We start from the raw sequence: 21,516 nt of genomic DNA on the forward strand, positions 1-21,516 counted from the left end.
ACACCATGACGGACTCAGTTTCAATCGCCATAATAGGTGCCGGCCCGCGCGGATTGTGGGCGGTGGAGGAGCTCAACCGAGCAAGTCTGCTACATCATCTCAGTTTCCACATCACTGTTTTTGATCCTCGACCGCTGGGTTATGGCGCCGCTTACTCTATAGACCAGCCAAACGATTTGGTCATCAACGTACGGTCCTCAGCGGTTCGGACTGCCCTGGGCACACTGGATAACTTCCGGCGCGAAGTTCTGGGTGAAGCAGAGCCGCTCAACGAGTTCCCCGCTCGCGCGACCGTCGGGAAATTCCTTCATGCCTCGTGGCAGCATGCTGTAGAGAACCTGCCTTCACGGTGCACGATAGAGTTTGAACGACGCGCGGTAGAGAATCTGGCGGAGCTAGAGGGATTCGAGCACGTCCTGCTTGCCACCGGTCATGAACCCGCCATCCATCCCCAGGGAATGCTTGACCCATTCACTGGGCTTTCCGGCGTCGCCGCAGGGGCACAGGTGGGAATTCGAGGCGCAGCACTGACCTCCATTGATGCGATGCTGGCTCTCACTGCCGGGCGCGGCGGGCGTTTTACTGCCAACGGGTATCAGCCAAGCGGTGAGGAGCCGACCCGCATGTACCCCACCTCTCGCTCGGGGCGGTTCATTCAGGTCAAGCCAGAACCTGTCACCGCAGCAGAGGAGGTCATTCTCAAGAAATTTGAGCGGAAAATTCCCCGTATCACTTCAGTAGACGAGCTGAAAAATCTCCTCGTTCAGGCAGCGAACGCCGTATCGGGGCAAGAGTTCACCTGGGATATGCTCGCCCCCTCAAGCAATCCCGCCGACGAATTAGCGCACTCGCTGGCGAACCCTCGCCGTCCCCAACAGTCTGTGGGCTTGGCATGGCGAGAACTCTACCCGGCGATTGTTCGGCGAGTCTCTTTCAGCGACCTTGCCGAGAGTCAAGAATTCTATGAGCTTACCCGTACCCTGGAGCCTTTCGCTTTTGGTCCTCCTACCCAGCAAGTACGCAAAGTTCTTGCTCTGATAGATGCGGGATTGGTGGATTTCTCTTTTCTTGCCTCCACCGAGGGCTGCCCGGCAGATATCTGGGTCGACGCCGTCCTGGCAACACCCGGAATTTCGCCAGGGACACTCGGGGCGCAGGTGCTCCACAATGTTGCGCCAGAGCAAGCGCCCACCGATTCGCCCGTCACGGTAAAAATCCAGCCCGACGGTATGCTTCCCGGGCAAACCCGTTTCGCCTTTGCCGGGCGCATGAGCGAACCTTTTGTACTGGGCAACGATTCGCTCTCACGAACCCTGCACACCGTTATTCCCCGCTGGGTCCAAACTCTTTGCGCGCTGCACAGGGATTCCACAGCCTACGGACTCCCCCCACTGACCGGTAGATTAGAACCGTGGGCAGAAGACCTCTTCCACCACCCCGAACAGCTCCAGCACGCCATCGATGAATACGCCAGCCCGCTGAATATTCTCAACTCCGACCCGCTGGTGCGCAACTGCCGCCAGCTCACCCAAGCAGGAGAACACCACGGCGTGGACGTTCGCATATTCTTCGCACGCAAAGCCAACAAAGCACTCACTTTCGTGGAACGTGTTCGCGATGAAGGGCATGGAGTAGATGTAGCAAGTTACCGCGAACTATCTCAGGTTCTAGCAACCGGTATGCCCGGCGAACGCATCATCCTTTCCGCCGCCATCAAGACCGATCAATTACTGCAGTTAGCAATCGATAATAACGTGACGATTTCCGTTGATACCTGCGCAGAATTTGACCGGATTATCGCGCTTGCCGGTGATAGTGACGTGCGGGTTGCACCTCGTCTAGCGCCAGACCCCCAGCGTTTTATGCCCACGCGTTTTGGTGAGCGGTCAGAAGTTTGGCTCGCCTACCTCTCCCAACCGCACCCGCATGTGCAGGTGGCAGGTTTGCATCTGCATTTACATGGTTACAGCGCCCAAGATCGCATTGATGCGCTGCACGAGGCAACCGACCTCATCGAAGAATTGCGCGCAGCAGGGCATGCCCCTGAGTTCATCGATATGGGCGGTGGAGTGCCCATGAGCTATCTGGATGATGCCGACCAGTGGGATAACTTCAAGCAGGCTTTGCACGCACAAAACCAGGGTGATATCGCACCTTTTACCTGGAAAGCCGACCCGCTCAAGAACTTCTACCCCTTCCACCAGAGCCCCGTGCGGGAGCAGTGGTTAGAGGAAATTCTCGATTCCCCCGCCGGTACAAGAGTAGGCGAGTTAGGCTTACGTTTGCACGTAGAACCGGGTCGTAGCGTGCTCGACGGATGCGGTGCGATTATTGCCAAAGTCGCGTTCGTCAAGGAGCGTAGCGACGGACTACCGCTGGTGGGGCTGGAAATGAACCGTACTCAGTTGCGAACCACCTCAGACGATTATCTCGTGGACCCCGTGCATATCCCTCTGGGAAAGACGGCGGCAAGCGAACCCTATGAAGGTTTCCTCGTAGGTGCCTACTGCATTGAAGATGAGGTGATTATGCGCCGTCCTATCTTCTTCCCCCAGGGGGTGCAGGTAGGCGACCTGATTGCTTTTCCCAATACCGCCGGGTACTTTATGCACATTCTTGAGTCAGCATCCCACCAGATCCCACTGGCCAAAAACCTGGTGGCACACGCCGGGGAGCTGACGCTCGACGCTATCGACCGAGGCGACATCAGCTAACGAGGAGCTACGAGGTAAAAGGTGTTACTTGTGGGCAGCGGGTTTTACTGCCTGGTTCACCAGATAAAGAAGGACGCCTAACACCGCCAACGCACCCCCAAGCACTGCCACGCCTGACACCGACCCGAAAACAGTATTGCCGTAGTTTGGTGTCAGCATGTAAATACCCGCCGCAAGAGTCACCGCAAGCATGAGGACGAACATGCCCAGCGCACTCTTTGCACCACCGTTACGGTAATGAGCAAAGATTGCTCCGGCATAGTAGAACCCTACAAATATGGAGAGGCAGTCAATGAGGTCATAGAAGAACCCCTCATTGAGGAGTACCAGCATAAGTATGGCAATAGACAGGACGGCGGTGGTGACCTCCGCTTTGAGCCCGTGAGCGAAGAGGTTGGGTAGGTCGTGCTTCTCCGCCATTGCCTCGACGCCGCGCACAGTCGGAAGCAGAGTCGATCCCAGCGCCATCACGGCAGAGAGCGAGACGGCGATAACGACCAGCGGGTGGGTTACCACAGCATCGATGCCGTAAAGCGAAATAACCACTGCCACCAGCACGAACGTGATGGTCATGGTGATGATCGCCAGCCGTGAGGCAGTCTTGGGCGCACCGGCGTCGGACTCCTCTGCGAGCGCAAAAGCTGTATCGAACCCCCAGAAAGCAAAAACCGCGATGAGCAACCCTTCAATGATTCCTGCAAAGGTCAGAGCGGGCTGGATAGGTGCTTGGTCAGCAACGAACATCAGCACAATCAGCGCTATACCCGCAGCGATATGCGCAATGAGGGCAAGAATCTGCACCACGCTAGTGACTTTCAAAGAAATGTTGTTGAGCACCTGAGCCAGAGCAATCATTACCGCACCGAGGATAAGCGCCGCCGTCATACTGAATACTCCGAAGAGCGAAAGTAGACCCATTGCCGCCACATACGCCAACCCACTGGTTGCCACGATGCCGGTGACCGCCAGCGCATAACCATTCAGCCAGGCAAACGCACCGGTATTCCACGAGTACACGGTGCCGCGGTCAGGGCGAACCGCAGTATTGCGCTCATAAGCTGTCGATACGTACCAGGAAAGAGCCGCAGCAACCAGGTAAATACCAATCGACCACAGCCCACACATACTCACGATAATCGGCGCCGTCACAATCGCCGAATATGCCGGGGCAGAAGAAGAGAGCGTAATCGGAAACAGGTGCTTAGTGTCGAGCATGGGGTGCTTTCGCTAGAGGGCGGGCTGAGAATGCGGTTTAGTTTTTGATGATGTTGGGGACGAAGCGGCAGTAATAGTCGGTGACAGGACCGTCTGATTCGCGGATTCCCACGCCAAACGATTCGCCGTCGACCACCCACGAACCGAGTACAGGATAGTTAGGGCGGCCCTGTTCGTCCTGGAAATTAGGAATCTGCACGTACTCCTGGAAGACGTACCCCTCGCCGCCATAGCGACCAGGCTGCACAATACTTTGGGTAGGGGTATGAATCTCGATGTTGTCGCCTTCGCGACCGTGCAGGGGCTTCTTCACGTACTCGTCCATGAAGCGCGGCGCGTCCACAAAAGTTTTCAGCAAATTCTCGTGGTAGGGGTAAATGTGCCAGAGAGCCGCCGAAAGCATCTTGTTTGAAAGGAACATCTTCCACGCCGGCTCAATCCAGCCCCTAGGCTGCGTATCGCTGAGGGGCTCACCGAATTCTTCGCTGATGAGGTCTTCCCATGGATACAACTTGAAGATGTGGTCAATCGGTTCATCGTGTTCGTCCACAAACCGGTTGGTGTCCCAGTTGAAACCGATTTGAGTCATTTCAATGCGCTGAGCCATCGGGAGCGGGTTGTTGTTGGCATCATAGATTGTCTCGCCGAGAGCATCTCGGGCGGTAAACCCCGCCTGGATGGCGCAATCGCGCAGGTACTCGACAGTCATGACGTCCTCGCCCGAATCGTCCAGCGCCGTATACCCAAAGTGAAGCTTCGGATTAGGGTTCGTATGGACGTCGTAGCGCAGCGAATCACGGTACTTAGCAAAGCGATTCACCAGCGCCTCATGCAAACCATTCCACTGGTCGTACCCGGTTTTACCCCGGTTGATGAACATGTCTTCAAACCAATACCACTGCACGATTGAACCCTCCACCAAACCGGTGGGAGTATCGGCATTGTACTCAAGCATCTTGGCAGGGGTAGAGGAGTCTGAATACACCAAATCAAATCGCCCATACAAATCAGGATCATTACGGTTCAGCGACTCAATAGCGTACTCCAGACCCTCAGGCGAAATACCCATCTGCGCAAACGGCGAACCGGGATTACGCTGCTCAGCCGCCAAAAAACGCGCCGCTTCCAAACTCATACGGTGCAGATTATCGGTGACCTTCTCCAAATGAAGAACTTCCGCCATGCTGAACTGATAAGCGGCGTTCTCGTTCCAATAATGGACGGTACGCCCATCCTTAACAGCATCGTTATAGACCAAGCCCTGGCGCTTGATGGTCTCCTGCCAACCGTCGCGCGGGATCATCGAAATACGTTCCATGTGGCTCCTTAGAAGAATAGAGGATTTATGGAGGGCTGTTGCTTTCAGCCGACGTAGCGTCGGCAAGTAACCCTTCTCGCCTGGCTCACGAAAGGCTAGCACTGTCCAATTCGCTTGCCTTTTATATGCTCGCTAGCTCGCATCCGGCAAACTCATCCCAACCAGCTTGCCTCACGCTACGCCAGCTGTCAGAGAATCTGCCGTATAAACCCTTACGAACCGGACCCGCCGCCCTTAGAGCCAAAGCCCCCGCGAGACGTCCCAGACTTGACCGAGGTTTTACCGTTCTTATTTTTTGACACCGAGCCTCCGGCAGTTCCTACCGTGGTAGTCGACCTATCCCGTTTACGCGGATCCTCGCGCGTGGCCTGCTGGTTCGAGGAAATTCTGTCACCCACAGCGGGGATGGTATTAGCGCGATTATTACCCAAAAAGAACGGAAGCCACATCCACCCAAAATTCGAATGCGAATGAGTATGGTCATCGCACTGGTTGTCGTCAACACGCTCCTGAGTATCTTGATTGACGCAAATCTGCGCGTACTCAGCATCCGTTTCCTGTTCGTCCTCTGATGAGCAACCGGTCAGCGTCACAGCCAGCGCAGTTACCGCGCCAATAGCCACGGTCTGGGAAGACTTACGGGCGGTAGCACTCATCGGAGCCTTTCTGGAGTGAGGGGAGGGCAGTTCAACCTACTTCGATTGTAGGCGGTGGAAACTGTGAGGGCGCAAGTATTACATGAGAACAGATACGTTCTGCGGGAAGAATATTTGCTTCTGTTGTGTTGCATTCTGTAACAAGAACGAAAACCGAAGGAATACAACGATGAAAACCTATCAGGTTCCCCAATACGGCGATATTTCACAGATGCAGTGGAACGAGCACCCCATTCCTGAGCCGGGTGCCCACGAAATCGTGGTGAAAGTAGCAGCGAGCGGTGTAAATCCCGTAGACATCATGATCGCTCACGGTGACTTCAAACTGCTCTTCCCACAGAAAACACCTTTTACTCTGGGCAACGAATTTGCCGGAACCGTCAGCGCGGTTGGCTCGGACGTTACGCGTTTTTCGGTAGGTGACGAAGTTTTCGCACGTCCCAGCGAGAAATACATGGGCACGTTTGCCGAATTTGCGGTAGCGCATGAAGACGACGTTGCGCTCAAGCCGGCTAATCTCACGATGGTTGAGGCAGCTTCAATTCCGCTGGTCATGCTGACCGCGATTCAGGCATTCACCGAAAAAACCAAGGTGGGGCCACGGTCTAAAGTCTTCATTCAGGGCGGCACCGGCGGTCTCGGTTCCATCGCGATTCAGGTAGCAAAGCACTTGGGCGCGTTCGTGGCAACCACCGTGAGCACCCCCAACGTCGAGCTTGCCAAGGAACTCGGTGCCGACGTCGTGGTGGACTACCGTACCGAAAACTATGAACTGGCACTGAGGGAATACGATGTAGTGCTCGATACCCTAGGCGGCGACGAGACCCTGCGCGCCATGAAAGTTTTGGCGCCCGGGGGAACGCTGGTGAGCGTGGTGGGGCCGCCCGATACGTCGCTGGCTGAGGCGGCAGGCAAGCCCTGGTTGAAGCCGCTGATGTTTGCAATGAGCCGCAAGCCCCGCGCCGCCGCGAAGAAGCTCAACGTGCAGTACAAATTCCTGCTGATGCACGCCGACGGTGCCAAGCTCGAAGAGTACCGCCCTGTTCTGGAATCCGGTGAAATTCGCCCGGTCGTCGGATCGGTTTTTGCATTTGAAGATACTGACCAGGCACTAGAACTGGCAGAAGCGGGCAAAATCAAGGGTCAGCCGAAGCCGAAACCCGGCAAGATTGTGGTTGAGATGTAGGGCAGCGCCTGTTTTCCTCAGCGAGTGACCGGCGTAGCTCGTTTTGACCAGGTATACGTGGTCAAAACGAGCGGAGCCGGTCATTCACCTTTAAAGTGTAGGGGGATGGGCGGAGGGAGGCGTCAAGCCTGCATCATCCATAGATGGATTACCTCTGAAATAATCAAGGTAGAAAAACTATTCCGTTGAGTTATTCGAGGATTTTCTTTTCAGAATGCTTTCTTCAGCTTGTAAGCGAACTTTGTCCGCTTTCACCTGAGCTTTATCTGCCTTATTTTGGGCTTTCTCTGCGGCTTTGCGTTGCTTTTGAATAGATTTCTCAATTTTTCTTGTCTCTTTCAACCTTGATTGTTCACCCGTAGAGGTTCGCGAAGGAAGGACTTCTTTGACCTTGGTCGTTACCTTTCGGGCATTATTCACCAGCGGATTAAATCGAGAGTCGTGGTTCTCATCTTGAGCAGTTTTTTTCTCTGCTTCAGTTTCAAAGTCAATGAAAAGTAAGGGTGGAAACTCATCAGGAGGGGTTCCCAAGTTTTCTTGCATAAGAACAACGAAATTTTGAGCAAATCTTTTTTGACTTGAAATATTTCTATAAGCTTCTCTCGTTGCATCGGCGAGGATAGCTGCGGAAGCTAAATATTTATCGGTGTTGTTTTTTGGTATTTTTTTGGATCGGCTTATGAGAACCTTGACAGCGACGAAGAGAGCTCTATCTTCACTATCCACCTTCTTTGACCCAGAGAGATAATTCTCAAAATTTTCTCCCATAATCTGTGAAAAAGCTTGGTCAGCGTTCATAGGATTTAGCCCATATATCAGGGCACTGGCCATAATATAACGCTCCATGATTTTCTTTACCCCAAGATCAGCAACTTGGGATGCCCCACCTTTGGCAGCTCGACCAACGTTGCGGACGTCGGATTTTTGTTTATCAGTAACAACGCGAATAGCTGCACCCATTACAGCTTTTCCGCCGCCTTCAAGTGAAATATTCTTAATAAAACTTTTTTCTATTTTGCCCAGAAGAACCTCAGGACTTGCTTCGGGGTTCTTTAACCGAAGCTTTTTCATACGTTCTACAGCTTTTGAATTTTTAGGCTGAGGGACATTTTGTTGGGGGGAATGCTGGTAGTACGAGTTCATACAGAAAGTATAAAAACTGTATCGGAGCAACCTGGGACGCCGCGCCAATTTTATATGGAAAGAATCGCTTTATCTTGGAACCAATCTTTTCGTTGCATAATGGTCTCATGCCTGAAAATTCAAAGATTCTTGTACCGCCATGGCCTTATTTCATTCCTCATATTTTGGCTGTTCTAGACCAGGCCAATGAGCCTGTTCAAAAGCGGGTTCTCATGCAAAAGGCAGTGGAGCTCGCAAGTCTCAGTGAAGAAGCGTTGGCCGAACGCATTGACTCTGGCACTTCGCGAGCATTCGATCGAGCGGACTGGACCGTTTTCAATCTTTACAAAGGCGGTTTCGTGAAGCGCACTGCCCGCGGTGTCTATCAAATTAGTGATAAAGGACGAGCATGGCATCTGGCTAATCCGAGTAAAGTGCTTTCCTACTCTGAAGCCACAAAATTACTTCTGCCTTCTCCTGAGTCAAACAGTGTGCAAAAAGAACTTCCACCGATACCGATTGAAGTCGCCGGAGGAACCCCGGAAGATCAAATTGGGGAGGCGATGAAAACTATTCGTGAGGAAACAACAAATGAGCTATTAAATCGCCTTTATACAGTTGATCCCAGTTTCTTTGAAAAAACGGTGGTGGATTTACTTTTGGCCATGGGCTACGGCGGTGCCGAAGGCAAGGGAAGTGTTCTAGGCAAGACTGGTGACGGCGGCATCGACGGTGTCATAGATCAGGACGCTCTTGGCCTAGACCAAGTTTATATTCAGGCTAAGCGTTACGGGAAAGGTAACTCTGTAGGTGCTGGTGCTATCCGCGATTTTCGCGGGGCGCTTTCAATCCATGGCTCAAAATCTGGAGTATTCATCACCACCAGCAGCTTTACTAAAGATGCGATTGATGCAGCTGTAGTGAACTCTAATCAGAAAATTGTGTTAATTGACGGCAAACGCCTCACCACTCTGATGATTAAGTACAAAGTGGGGGTGCAGGTTGCGCACACCTATGAGGTGGTCAGACTAGATGAGGATTATTTCGAAGAGCTTGCATAAGGTTGAAAGGTTTAGCGCCGAGCACGCCCTCTCATGCCCCAAAAGTTTACAAGACGAGCAACATCTACCGAGCTGTAGGTCCCTAGTTCTTGGGCTAGTTGCTGAGTTTCGTCCCCCGGAGGAGCTAACTCTTTCAGGTGTTTGTAGAAGGCCGCGCCATCCTTAAAACCTCTTTTACGGGCAGCCGCATTCAATCTACCCATAAACCGAACGATATTTACTTTTCTACTGGCGATTCCGTCTCGCACGATTTCTGCGTAGTGGTCTAAATCGTTCACCGTTTCGGCAAGGTCTATCAATGTGCGTTCGACCGAAGTTATTGGCAAACCATCTATGAAATCTACGTCGTCGTCACCTAATTCGGCCTGGTGAATCTTCATATCTTTTTGCGAGGTTTGTTTACGCGCCACGCTGGTTAGCTCAAATTTAGAAGGTAGGACGTCGCCGAGACGGTAGATTTCTGCAGCAGATAGATGGGAAACGACGACGGGGTTTTTATCTTTTTTCCGTTCTGCAGCAGTGCGCTTCATGTCGGTTGAAATCCAAGCGGCGTGGATTTCTTGATGGATATCGTGAATAGAGGAAGGCAGCGCGTAAATGCCGTAACGAACTTTTATGAGGGTTCCTTGCTGAGCAAGGCGGGAAAGCCATATACGTTCCACCCCGCCGGCAGCTGCTTGTTGCGTTGTAATTAGACCCCATTGGGAGGCGCCAATGAGTTCCATGGTTTCTAGTGCATCAGAAGCTCTCATAACACCGTCATCTTGAACTGTAACAATATTTTGCTTCAACTGTAACACTTAGATGTTACAGTTGAAGCAGCGTTCAATAATCTTCAATACTCGCAATAAAATGCCATATTCAAGCAATCTGGTAAATCTCCGCATGTGAGAACGCGGGCACGCTCCCCCTCCCGATATAATCAGCCCATGATTACTGGTGACATCAAGAATAAGATTGACCGCATTTGGGATGCGTTCTGGTCCGGCGGCATTTCTAACCCTATGGAGGTTATCGAGCAGATTACCTACCTGCTTTTTATTCGCCGTCTTGATGACATTCAGAGAGAAAAAGAGCAAGACGCCGAGTTCTTAGGGGAGACGGTCAAGCACCCGATTTTCGGCCCCGATGAGCAGCACTTGCGCTGGCAGAACTTCAAGAATGAAGCGCCGGGCAATATGTTTGAGCTGGTCTCCAACGAGGTGTTCCCTTTTATGCGCTCGCACGCCAGCCGTGTGGGTGGTGCTGAGTCTACGCACGCTTTTCATATGCGCGATGCTCGCTTTACGATTCCTTCGGCGCAGCTACTCACTAAGGTGGTGGATCAGCTCAGCGATATCCCCATGGAGAATGCCGATACAAACGGTGACCTGTATGAGTATCTGCTTTCGAAGATTGCTTCGGCGGGTGTGAATGGCCAGTTCCGCACGCCGCGCCACATTATTGAGTTGATGGTGCGCATGATGAACCCTAAGGGTTCGGATATTATCTGCGATCCTGCTTGCGGTACCGCTGGTTTCTTGGTGTCTTCTGCTGAGTATTTGCTCAAGGAGAAGCCGGAGATTTTTGCTGATTCTACGGTGGAGCGGCATTTCCATGACGGCATGTTCCACGGTTTTGATTTCGATTCGACCATGTTGCGTATTGGTTCGATGAACATGCTTCTTCACGGTATTGAGAACCCGGAGATTGAGTATCGTGATTCGTTGAGCGAGGGCGCTTCAGGGGACGCGGAGAAGTATTCGTTGATTTTGGCGAATCCGCCGTTTGCGGGGTCTTTGGATTATGACCAGACGTCGCAGGAGCTTCTGCGCACGGTGAAGACCAAGAAGACTGAGCTGCTCTTTTTGGCTTTGTTCTTGAAACTGCTGAAGCCGGGTGGACGCGCGGCGGTGATTGTGCCGGACGGCGTTTTGTTTGGTTCGTCAAAGGCGCATAAGGATTTGCGCAAGGCGATTGTTGAAGAGCAGAAGCTGGATGCTGTGGTGAAGTTGCCCAGCGGTGTGTTTAAGCCGTATGCGGGTGTGTCTACGGCGATTTTGTTCTTTACGAAGACTAATTCGGGTGGCACCGATGAGGTGTGGTTTTATGACGTTCGCGCCGATGGTTTCAGTTTGGACGATAAGCGTAACCCGGTTGAGGCGAACGACCTGCCTGATGTTTTAGAGCGCTGGAAAGAGCGTGCCGGTGCGGAGCGGGAGCGAGGACGCACCGAGCAATCTTTCGCTGTTCCTGTTGAGGAGATTCGCGAGCAGGGTTATGACCTCTCTTTGAACCGCTATAAGGAGATTGAGTTTGAAGAGGTGGAGTACCGCTCCCCCGAAGAAATCATTGCCGAGCTTGAGCAGACTCAGAAGGAAATCGGCGAGCACATCGAGCAGTTGAAGAAGGTGATGGGGGTTGAGTGAGACTAGAACGGTGAAGCTTGGGGATGTTTGTGAAGTCATTATGGGACAAGCACCCAAAGGAGATACTTACAACACTGAACACAGAGGATATCCGCTCATCGCTGGAGCCGGAGATTTTGATAAGCGTGGTGGTGTTTCTGTCGCAAAGTACACCACTAAACCGACCCGTTTATCTGCAGTGGGAGACATTATTCTCAGCATTAGAGCGTCTATTGGTGCAAAGGTTTGGGCTGATGATGAATATTGTTTAGGTAGGGGTGTCGCGGGACTAAGACCTACTCCTGAGTTAGATGCTCAATTTCTTTGGTATTGGTTGCCAACCGTTGAGAGGTTGCTTCTTTCAAAGGCGCGTGGAGCTACTTTCATCCAGGTAAATCGGAAAGATATAGAGGATTTACCAATTGAATTGCCATCACTAGAAAATCAGAAAAAATTTGCACTAGAGAAACATCTCCAATTCCTCATCGAACAGAAACGTGCCCGCCAGCGCGAGCTTCTGAGTGAGCTCGAAAAATCAGTTTTTCATCAAATGTTTGGGAATCCTTTTGAGAAAAATAACGAGTATCCTCGATACAAATTATTAGATTTGAGCTTAAAGTTTAATGATGGACCATTTGGATCAAATCTAAAAAGCGAACATTATCAAACCAATGGCATAAGAGTTATTCGTCTTCAAAATATCGGGGTGGATGAATTCAAGAATAGCGACAAAGTCTTTATATCTCCAGCCCATTATGAAAAGCTTAAGAAATATACCTGCTCCCCAGGCGATATTATAATAGCCACTCTAGGCAATCCCAATCTTAGGGCTACAGAAATTCCTAGTTATTTACATATTTCGATAAATAAAGCAGACTGTATACGAATGAGGCCAAACCTTAATTTGGTTAACAAAAAATGGTTAATTCATCTTTTAAATAGCGATACCACAATCAACGCACTATCCACTTTATTCCATGGGCAAACCAGATCCAGAGTATCCATGGGACAACTGCAGAATATTGAAATACATTTACCCCCCATAGACCTACAAAATAAGTTTGAAAATATAACTAATGTTAAATAAAATAAAAGAACATATTAAAAAACATCCAACTATTTATATAATAATTATATCTTTCATAATAATTTCAATTATATTAATAGGAGCTGGAATATTTGCCGCTTCACGCGCAGCTTATCTAGCTGACTCGACAAGCGTGAGCTGGCAGTTAGGAATTACTGCTACAGGCGTAACAGTAGCGGCATTACTAGCCGCATCAGGAGCGATTTGTACTGCAATAATATCCACCTATAACACAAATAGACAATTAGACCAACAATTCAAAATCTCAGAATCACAAATACAGCAACAACAAGAACAATTAGACCAACAATTCAAAATCTCAGAATCACAAATACAGCAACAACAAGAACAATTAGACCAACAATTCAAAATCTCAGAATCACAAATACAGCAACAAAGAAGAAACGAGAAGGAAAAATCAGAGCGGGAACTGATAAAAGATTTAAATGACCGATTGCATAAAATTATTTCAAATCGATTTGACATAAACTCTTCGATAAGAATGAGTAGTTATTTTGAACTAGCATGTCTCTATAAAGATTGGGGCATTCTATCGAATAATCATGAAATGATTGAACAAAGGCGAGAAAATCAGCAGAAATACATAATAAAAATTATTTTTGCAGAAAATAAATTTCTAGACTATGAAAAAAATAAATACGAAGAATTAGACGATTTCAGAAGAACAAGCGCCGAGACAAATTCTTTAAATTCCATATTGAATGATATTCTCAATTCTTCATACTCATTAGAATCAGAATTTCAGTATCCAGGCACTAAAGATTTTTCTTATCTTTATCTTAGTAATCTTAACTTTTCCGGGAAAGATATTTCAGGCTATGATTTCCGTTCATCTGATTTACATGAAGCAAGGTTGAGTTGGGCAAAATTGGAGAATGCAAATTTTTCTCTGTCTAATCTTAGCTCTGCTTATATGTGGGATGTTAATGCAAAAAAAGCGAATTTCTTTGCCTGCAATATGAACTTTACCAATCTCGGACATGCTAATCTACAAAAAGCTAATTTGACTGGAGTAAAGTTAAATGAATCAAATTTATTTGGGATAAAAAATTTAGATCAAATAACAGTTGACAGCAAATACCCTAGTAAAATTGAGCTCAACAAAGCTCATATTGACAAATCGAATAAGGAAATCTTGCTCTCCATGGAAAATGATATTTTAAATTTTGAAACTATCATTACTGATGAAAAATCAATAGCTTAAAGCTAGAGAGTTACTTCCAGGCACTCATATACATATCAACATTCGGAGCATTCTTTGCCAAAGCAGTTCTCCAGTCGAGTTTTCCCTCGTTCTGGAGCCGCCCAACAACCACAATAGGATGAACACCAATTCGTTCAGCCTCTTTTTTCACCCACTCAGACCTAATATTGGCGGGAGTCAAATCCAGATTCTGATTCTTCAAAATGAGTTTAGAGGCTACCCCATCAGCTTCCATCTCTTGGCTTTCCAAGTTAGACTCTCCACCGCCGATGTTTTCATCTACCATAAAAGAATTCTCTGAGATATCCCCATTCAAGACATGGCCCACTTCATGGCAAAGAGTGAATAGCACCTTATCCAAGCGTTTTCCACGCCCTGATAAGCCAATAATTGGATGCCCCTCCAGCATGAAGCAAGCACCGTCTATCTTTGCTCCAGGAAAATTCTCTACATAAAAGAGTCCGACACCTACCTGATGAAAACGGTTTTGAAGACCTTCGAATTCTTCCGGTACAAGTGAAATTTCAGCTAAATTTTCTACTTCACCCCTGAAATCATCTTCTTTGTACTCACCAAATGCGTGGAAGTACTCTTTGGCTTTTTTACGAATGGACAAAGCCCAAGCAAGCTGAAGCTCAGTCAGTTCCTCTTCAACATCATTCTTTCGCGCTGCCAAAGCAAATCTTGTTCGTAACCCAAAATCAGAAATCTCATATAAGTCCATCAACTCGCGATCAATTTCATCTAAGGACCCTCTAGAAATGATTCCTCTTTTTTGAAGCAAAGCTACCGGAGCAAGATCCCTCTGGCGTGCTTTTCGCTCAATTGTAGAAAGGCTCTTCTGAAATTCGGAATCCTGCTCTTGCAACCACACCTGATAGCGGGTCTGAAGATTCAACCAATGCTCCGCATCCATACCGAATGCGCTAGCAAGTTGGGCAGCCGCTTCTTTAGTCAGTTCCCGCTTTCCGCTAATAATCTCAGAGACAAACTGAACCGGACGTCCGATAATTTCTGCGAACTCCGCCTGAGACCAACCTCGAGCTTCAAGTTCATCCGCCAGATGCTCACCAACGGGGAAAGCCTGTGCGATATTCATAATATTTCCTCCGTGAATCTAGTGATAATCAACAATTTCGATGAGAACAGCAACCTTATGGGGCTCTATTCGTTTAAACCTAAGAATCAGTCTGAACTGACTATCTAGACGAATTGAATACTGCCCATCCCGATCTCCTTGAAGTTTTTCCAGACGGAGTGACTTAAAGCTACGCAACGATTGCTCATTTGGAGCAGTGATAATTATGTCTAACTTTTTACGGTAAGCCCTCACAAGGTTAGGGTGAAAACGTTTTGTCTTGTAAGAGCTATCTTCTGCCAACTGCCGCAACTCATCGTTGAGGTACTCAATCAGCATTGCTCACCCTTAAGGCGCAAAGTATCCACTCTAGACATGCAACAAGCATATCCTAATATATCTCGTGTTCATAGATTCATGGATTGCATTAAGTTCTATTACTATGTACACTCGTGAACAAGTACTAAATCCCCTACAAGAAAGAAGATTGACCCATGGCCAAAAGCCGTACAGTCGCTCGCAGTGCTAGAACCGGCCGTTTCGTCACCAAATCGTATGCAAAACGAGCTCCTGCAAAAACTACTGTTGAACGAATAGGAGGAACAACCAAAAACTCTCGTTCAGTAAATCGTTCAGCTAGTACGGGTAAGTTCATTACTCAGAAGGCAGCGTCAGCTAATCCTGCTACCTCTATTACACAAAAGATATAGAGCTAAATATTAAGGAGAACCTGCCCTACTTCGCCTTAATGGCACCAAGGGCAGGTTCTATTGCGTTAAACCTACGATTACTCCTGAAAACATACCCTCATCCTTGTACGATTAACCCGAACCGTGTACCTTAGCGCACATCCTCCGCATCGACTACGAGGCTCCCATGACCAACTTCGCCTTCCTCTCCTCCACGCTCCCCGCCCTGGCGGAGCCCGCGCGTCGTGCCGAGCACTACATCTTCACCGACCCCACCAGCTCCCTCTTCTACGCCCGGCGCGCCCTCGAACTCCTCGTAGACCACCTCTACACGGTCAACAACCTGCCCGAACCCTACGACAACAAACTCGCCGCCCGCATCAACTCCCCCGAATTCAACAGGCTGGTAGGGCGAGACCTCGTAGCCAAAGCAGATATCATCCGCCTGGCAGGCAACAAAGCAGTCCACACCAACATTAAATTCACCGCACGCGACGCCGGCGTGACCGTCGAACAGCTCTTCCACCTGCTCATCTGGGCGGCCCTGCACTCCTCGGCAAACCCCGAAGATGTTCCCCAGCAAGCACAGTTCAACCTCAACGCCCTGCGCCAGCAGGCAGAAGCGCGTGCCCACGCCAACCAAGCCCACCACAGCACCAAAGCACAGCTCCAAAAACTCCAAGAACAATTCGCTGAAGAAGACCTCAAACGCGCTGAAGAATCAGCGGAAAAAGACCGCGAAATCGCCGAACTGCGAGCACAAATCGCCGAGGCACAGCGCACCAAACAGGTCAAAGACACCCACGACTATAAAGAGAGCGAAACCCGCACCGAATACATCGATATTCTGCTGCGAGAGGCGGGGTGGAACCCCGATGCGCCAGAGGTCCGTGAATACCCGGTGGAAGGTCTCCCCGCTTCAACTAACCCCAGCGGTAAAGGCAAGGTTGACTACGTTCTGTGGAGCTCAGACCGCAAGCCGCTCGCTATCATCGAAGCCAAACGCACCAGCAAAAGCTCCAACACAGGGATCCACCAGGCACAGCTCTACGCCACCGCGCTAGAACAAAAAACCGGACTGCGACCCATCATCTTCGTATCCAACGGATACGAGCACCAGATCATTGACGATCACCCAGGTTCCAACTACCCAGCCCGCAAAGTCGCCGGTTTCTTGACCGAAGACGAGCTACGCCTCGCCATCGCCCGCCGCACCGACCGCAAGCCGCTTGCCGCACGTCCTATCAACACTGAAATTGCTGGTCGCCCCTACCAAATTCACGCCATTACCGCGGTTGCCGAAACCTTCACCTCCAAGAAGCGTTCCGCCCTGCTCGTGATGGCAACGGGAACCGGAAAAACCCGCATTGCTGCAGCACTCATCGAGCTCCTCCAAGAAGCCAGCTGGGCAAAACGCGTGCTCTTTCTCGCAGACCGCACCGCGCTCGTCAAACAGGCAACCAAGGTGCTCGTAGAGCATCTCCCCCAGGTGCCCGTGACTAACCTTCTCACCGAGAAAAACTCGACCGCGCGCGTGTTCACCTGTACCTACCCCACCATGCTCAACCTCATCAATGCCCGCGACGAAAATGGGTTACAGAGATTCGGGCCTGGCTACTTTGACCTCATCATCATCGATGAAGCCCACCGCTCCGTTTATGCCAAATACGGTGAAATCTTCAACCACTTTGATGCCCTCAAAGTGGGGCTCACGGCAACCCCCAAAGACGACATTGCCCACAACACCTACCGCCTCTTCGAAATTGAGGACGGCGTGCCCACCGACGTCTATACGTTGGAGCAGGCAGTCAATAACGAACCGCCCTATCTGGTACCGCCCAAGGCGAAGGTGCGAGACACCCTTTTCTTGCGCGAAGGCGTACACTACGAGGACCTCTCGGAAGATGATAAAGACGCCTGGGACGAACAAGACTGGGGCGAAGGTGAAATCCCCGAAAGCGTAGAAGCACCCGATATCAACAAGTACCTCTTCAACCTCGACACCATCGACAAAGTCCTCAAAAACCTCATGGACGAAGGGCACAAAGTCGCCGGTGGAGACAGACTCGGCAAAACCATTATCTTTGCCAAATCTCAGGCACACGCCAACATCATTCTTGACCGCTTCAACGCACTTTTCCCCAATCTTGGCGCAGGCTTCGCCGCCGTTATTACTCACAGCACCTCGCACGCGCAAGACCTCATCGAAGACTTCTCAGACCCCGCCAAAACCCCGCATGTGGCAATCTCCGTAGACATGCTCGACACCGGCATCGACGTTCCCGAAGTCGTCAACCTCGTCTTCTTCAAACCCGTGCGTTCGAAATCGAAGTACTGGCAGATGATCGGCCGCGGGACCCGCCTCTGCTCAGACCTTTTTGGCCCCGGCAAAGATAAAGAAAATTTCTACGTTTTCGACTGGTGCGGCAATATCGAATTCTTCAACCACGACCTCCCCGAAGCTGGCGGCAGTAAGCAATTTTCGCTGACCGAGCGAATATTCGATTTAGAATTACAACTCGTTAAATACTTGGATGACGCCGCTGACTCACGCATTCGGTCAGTTGGCGACGGCAACGGAATTTCAGAAGATTCGCGCGACTTCCGCCTTGATATTGCTGACCGCCTCCACAGATTCGCGCTCAGTCTTGACCCCCGCAATGTGCAAGTACGCCAACGGTTGCGCGCGGTGGAAAAATTCAGCGACGCCGCAGCCTGGGAAAAGCTCGACGACGAAACCTTTGCACAAGCCAGCGAACTCGCCGGACTTTACACCGACATCTTCGGCTCCGACGTCGACGCTAAACGCTTTGACGTGCTCATGCATCGCGCCCAGCTTGCCGTGTTACAAGGCGAAACCGCGCTCCTAGAAAAAGCTGCGCAGAATGTACGCCAACTTGCCTCAGATCTTCACGGCAAAATTGATTCCATCCCAGAAATCGGTGCGCAGGCAGAGATGATTTCTGCGGTACTAGACATTATCTGGTGGGAAAACGTGACTGTTTCCATGCTAGAAAGTGTGCGCAAACGGCTTCGTTCGCTGGTGCGCCACGTGGATAAGAAAGACCACCGTAAGCCTGTGGTACTCGATATCGAGGACACCCTGAGCGAAGCACGCGAGGTCGAGATTATTCCGCACGTCACCGGTACCGACATAGACCTTTTTGAGAAAAAGGCTCGCGCCTACCTGCAAAAACACCTCGATGACCCAGCTCTGCAAAAGGTTCATCGCAATGAGAAACTTACCGAACCGGACTATGCCCGGTTAGAGAACATTCTTTTAGATGCCGGCATCGCCCAGAAAGAAGTCATTACCGACGCCTCTCAAGCAAAGGGCGGCTTGGGTCTTTTGATTCGTTCGCTTGTAGGACTAGACGCCGAAACTGCGCGTTCGCTCTTTGCCGACTTCCTCCACCACAACACGGCAACCACCGCACAGATGAATTACATCAACACACTCATTGATGAACTCACACGCACTGGTTACGTTCCGCGCAAGCGCCTGGTTGAGCCTCCTTACAAGACGAATTACGGCACACCCGCTACCGTCTTCGGCGACGAACGGGCGAAATCGCTCGGCGTCGTCCTGGATGGAGTCGAAGCAGCGGCAAAAATTTAGACGCTCCCTCACCGAGTGACCGGCGTAGCTCGTTTTGACCAGGTATACGTGGTCAAAACGAGCGGAGCCGGTCATTCGATTCTTATCGCTCAAAAACCACTGTCAGGCCGTCGCGCTCCCCAAACTTTTCCAAATGCCGACCCAAAACGCCCTCCACGCGGCCCAGCCGCTCGTCGTCGTCAGCATGGGCGAGAAGGACGAGCTGCTCGCCGCGCTCAGAGGCAAACACCAGGACGTCACCGTAACCGTTGAAATTTCCGTCGCGGTTAAAGGTAATCCTGTGACCGTTCTCAATCTCCTCAACGGGCACCTTGTGCCCCATATGAGAAACCAACTGCTTGGCATAACGGGCAGGACGCTCGGTAGCAACCTCTGCGCGGGAGGTCAGCGCCAACGATTCGGGAGTGGGTAAATCGCTCATAGGGACTCCTTTAATCGAAAGTAAGGTCACCCTTAGCTTATAAGTCTGTACACCAAACTGCACGGGTGAATACACATCACGTTCGCCACGGCACCGAACGCCGGCGAACCCGCGTATATTTAGAGGAGTAATTTACGCCAACGTTGCCCTGCACGCTTGGCCTTTTCTTTTTGCGTTTCACACACGCACAGCATCGAGAGTAACTACGGATTCAACGAATGACTTCTGAGAACACCGCGGCTCAAAAACCCGCACACAATCCCGCCCCCGGCAAGCCGAAAAACGGGCTGGATCGCTATTTCAAAATCACCGAACGCGGTTCGACCATTGGGTCTGAAGTTCGCGGCGGTTTCGCAACGTTCTTTGCCATGAGCTACATCGTGGTTTTGAACCCCCTTATCATTGGCCTCGGCCCCGATGCCTCCGGCAACCCACTTGGCCCCGAGCGCGTTGCTGCGGTAACCGCGCTGGTAGCAGGTCTACTCACCATCGTGATGGGCGTCTGGGCTAAGCAGCCCTTCGCTATGGCTGCCGGTTTGGGCGTGAACGCATTGTTGGCATCGACCATCGCCACCACCCCAAATCTCACCTGGCCCGAAATCATGGGTTTGGTGGTGTGGGCAGGTATCATCATGCTCCTGCTGGTGCTGACCGGATTCCGCACGGCTGTGTTCAACGCCGTCCCGCAGAGTCTCAAGACCGCGATTGTGGTGGGTATCGGCATGTTCATCTCACTGATTGGATTGGTCAACGCGGGAATCGTCCGTCGTATGCCCGATGCCGCAGGTACCACCGTACCCGTCAGCTTTGGCGCTAACGGATCTCTGATGGGCTGGCCGATTGTGGTGTTCCTCTTCGGGCTCTTCCTCACTATCGCGCTGTTTATCCGCAACGTACGCGGCGCCATCCTGATTTCCGTCATCGCATCAACGATTCTTTCCATCATTTTGGAAACCGTTGCTCCTTCGGGTTCTTCGATGGATTCACCCACCGGCTGGTCGCTGATGGTTCCCGGAATGCCCGAAAACTGGATTGGCGCACCGGACTTCTCCCTACTCTTCACCGCTGATATGTTTGGCGCGTTCACAACGCTCGGCGGCATGGCGGCGTCCTTGCTTGTTTTCGCTATCTTGCTCGCTGTTTTCTTCGACGCTATGGGCACCTCGGTGGGTCTGGCAGCGGAGAACGGCACGCTGAACGAAAACGGTCAGATTGAAGACATCAACAAGGTTCTACTCGTAGATTCGCTCGGTTCTATCGTGGGCGGCGGCGCGTCCAGCTCCTCCCACCAGATTTTCGTGGAGTCGGCAACCGGTATCGGCGAAGGTGCTCGCACCGGTTTCGCCAACCTTGTCACCGGTGCGCTCTTTTTGATCGCCATTTTCATCTCCCCGCTGGTGAACGTTGTGCCCTTCGAGGCAGTAGCCCCCGCGCTGGTTGTTGTCGGCTTCCTGATGGTTCGCCAGGCAATCAACATTGACTGGACTGACTGGGGCCTGGGTATCCCCGCGTTCCTCACTATCATCATGATGCCTTTCACCTACTCCATTGCAGACGGCATCGGCGCAGGCTTCATCTCCTACGTCTTCATCCGCTTAGTACAGGGTCGCGCACGCGATATCCACCCGCTCATGTATGCGGTTTCGGCGGCGTTCGTGCTCTACTTCGGCATGGGATTCGTTAAGAGCTTCATCTAAGGCTTGTCGCAGTCTCTTTTAGTACACGAAAAGCGTTGAAT

Annotated in this window: 16 protein-coding genes; 8 read left to right on the forward strand and 8 right to left on the reverse strand. The window is 51.0% G+C overall.

All coding sequences use genetic code 11. The features are described 5' to 3' along the window. Window positions 1-5: 5 nt before the first annotated feature. Window positions 6-2,714, forward strand: coding sequence for an FAD/NAD(P)-binding protein (locus tag ACFR81_RS03920; RefSeq protein ID WP_343874464.1), 2,709 nt, complete (start codon window positions 6-8; stop codon window positions 2,712-2,714). A 24-nt stretch (window positions 2,715-2,738) separates the two neighbouring features. Here ACFR81_RS03920 and ACFR81_RS03925 read toward each other — a convergent pair whose 3' ends face one another. The 3 genes from ACFR81_RS03925 to ACFR81_RS03935 form a co-directional block, all read right to left on the reverse strand. After that, a complete protein-coding gene (locus tag ACFR81_RS03925; protein WP_343874466.1) occupies window positions 2,739-3,929 on the reverse strand; it encodes an APC family permease in 1,191 nt (396 codons plus the stop codon). 37 nt (window positions 3,930-3,966) lie between these two features. Further along, the gene (locus tag ACFR81_RS03930) at window positions 3,967-5,247 is read right to left on the reverse strand and encodes a glutathionylspermidine synthase family protein (protein ID WP_068172789.1); all 1,281 of its coding nucleotides are present in this window, start codon (window positions 5,245-5,247) and stop codon (window positions 3,967-3,969) included. A gap of 212 nt (window positions 5,248-5,459) precedes the next feature. After that, on the reverse strand, window positions 5,460-5,903 hold the full coding sequence (locus ACFR81_RS03935) for a tRNA-dihydrouridine synthase (protein WP_151146271.1): 444 nt from the start codon (window positions 5,901-5,903) through the stop codon (window positions 5,460-5,462). Window positions 5,904-6,072: 169 nt separating this feature from the next. Here ACFR81_RS03935 and ACFR81_RS03940 point away from each other — a divergent pair, with 169 nt between their 5' ends. Next, the gene (locus ACFR81_RS03940; protein ID WP_151146268.1) at window positions 6,073-7,089 is read left to right on the forward strand and encodes a zinc-binding dehydrogenase; all 1,017 of its coding nucleotides are present in this window, start codon (window positions 6,073-6,075) and stop codon (window positions 7,087-7,089) included. Between the two features lie 177 nt (window positions 7,090-7,266). Here ACFR81_RS03940 and ACFR81_RS03945 read toward each other — a convergent pair whose 3' ends face one another. After that, window positions 7,267-8,232 carry a hypothetical protein gene (locus ACFR81_RS03945; protein WP_377148644.1) on the reverse strand — a complete coding sequence of 322 codons (966 nt, stop codon included), beginning with the start codon at window positions 8,230-8,232 and terminating at the stop codon, window positions 7,267-7,269. Between the two features lie 107 nt (window positions 8,233-8,339). Between ACFR81_RS03945 and ACFR81_RS03950 the strand changes: the two genes are divergently transcribed. Beyond that, window positions 8,340-9,272, forward strand: a complete 933-nt coding sequence (locus ACFR81_RS03950) for a restriction endonuclease (RefSeq protein ID WP_343874475.1) — start codon at window positions 8,340-8,342, stop codon at window positions 9,270-9,272. A gap of 11 nt (window positions 9,273-9,283) precedes the next feature. On the opposite strand, the gene ACFR81_RS03955 is transcribed toward ACFR81_RS03950, so the two are convergent. After that, a complete protein-coding gene (locus tag ACFR81_RS03955) occupies window positions 9,284-10,024 on the reverse strand; it encodes a type IV toxin-antitoxin system AbiEi family antitoxin domain-containing protein (protein ID WP_343874477.1) in 741 nt (246 codons plus the stop codon). Window positions 10,025-10,201: 177 nt separating this feature from the next. On the opposite strand from ACFR81_RS03955, the gene ACFR81_RS03960 reads away from it, so the two are divergent. The 3 genes from ACFR81_RS03960 to ACFR81_RS03970 are packed head-to-tail and all read left to right on the forward strand — an operon-like array spanning window position 10,202 to window position 13,971. After that, window positions 10,202-11,680, forward strand: coding sequence for a type I restriction-modification system subunit M (locus ACFR81_RS03960; RefSeq protein ID WP_343874480.1), 1,479 nt, complete (start codon window positions 10,202-10,204; stop codon window positions 11,678-11,680). Next, on the forward strand, window positions 11,673-12,746 hold the full coding sequence (locus tag ACFR81_RS03965) for a restriction endonuclease subunit S (protein WP_343874482.1): 1,074 nt from the start codon (window positions 11,673-11,675) through the stop codon (window positions 12,744-12,746). Before ACFR81_RS03960 ends, ACFR81_RS03965 begins: the two co-directional genes overlap by 8 nt. Further along, on the forward strand, window positions 12,736-13,971 hold the full coding sequence (locus ACFR81_RS03970) for a pentapeptide repeat-containing protein (protein WP_343874484.1): 1,236 nt from the start codon (window positions 12,736-12,738) through the stop codon (window positions 13,969-13,971). Before ACFR81_RS03965 ends, ACFR81_RS03970 begins: the two co-directional genes overlap by 11 nt. A gap of 10 nt (window positions 13,972-13,981) precedes the next feature. Here the strand turns inward: ACFR81_RS03970 and ACFR81_RS03975 are convergent, their stop codons facing one another. Together ACFR81_RS03975 and ACFR81_RS03980 are read right to left on the reverse strand one after the other, a co-directional pair. Beyond that, a complete protein-coding gene (locus ACFR81_RS03975) occupies window positions 13,982-15,070 on the reverse strand; it encodes a HigA family addiction module antitoxin (protein ID WP_343874487.1) in 1,089 nt (362 codons plus the stop codon). 18 nt (window positions 15,071-15,088) lie between these two features. Continuing rightward, complete coding sequence (locus tag ACFR81_RS03980) at window positions 15,089-15,388, reverse strand: type II toxin-antitoxin system RelE/ParE family toxin (RefSeq protein ID WP_343874489.1); 300 nt, start codon at window positions 15,386-15,388, stop codon at window positions 15,089-15,091. A 537-nt stretch (window positions 15,389-15,925) separates the two neighbouring features. Here ACFR81_RS03980 and ACFR81_RS03985 point away from each other — a divergent pair. Beyond that, on the forward strand, window positions 15,926-19,357 hold the full coding sequence (locus ACFR81_RS03985) for a DEAD/DEAH box helicase family protein (protein WP_343874492.1): 3,432 nt from the start codon (window positions 15,926-15,928) through the stop codon (window positions 19,355-19,357). A gap of 82 nt (window positions 19,358-19,439) precedes the next feature. On the opposite strand, the gene ACFR81_RS03990 is transcribed toward ACFR81_RS03985, so the two are convergent. Further along, on the reverse strand, window positions 19,440-19,778 hold the full coding sequence (locus ACFR81_RS03990) for a DUF2218 domain-containing protein (RefSeq protein WP_343874494.1): 339 nt from the start codon (window positions 19,776-19,778) through the stop codon (window positions 19,440-19,442). A 218-nt stretch (window positions 19,779-19,996) separates the two neighbouring features. Here ACFR81_RS03990 and ACFR81_RS03995 point away from each other — a divergent pair, with 218 nt between their 5' ends. Further along, the gene (locus ACFR81_RS03995; protein WP_145177399.1) at window positions 19,997-21,475 is read left to right on the forward strand and encodes a solute carrier family 23 protein; all 1,479 of its coding nucleotides are present in this window, start codon (window positions 19,997-19,999) and stop codon (window positions 21,473-21,475) included. Window positions 21,476-21,516 lie beyond the last annotated feature (41 nt).

Source organism: Rothia amarae (assembly GCF_042677725.1).
Classification (GTDB): Bacteria; Actinomycetota; Actinomycetes; order Actinomycetales; family Micrococcaceae; genus Rothia; species Rothia amarae.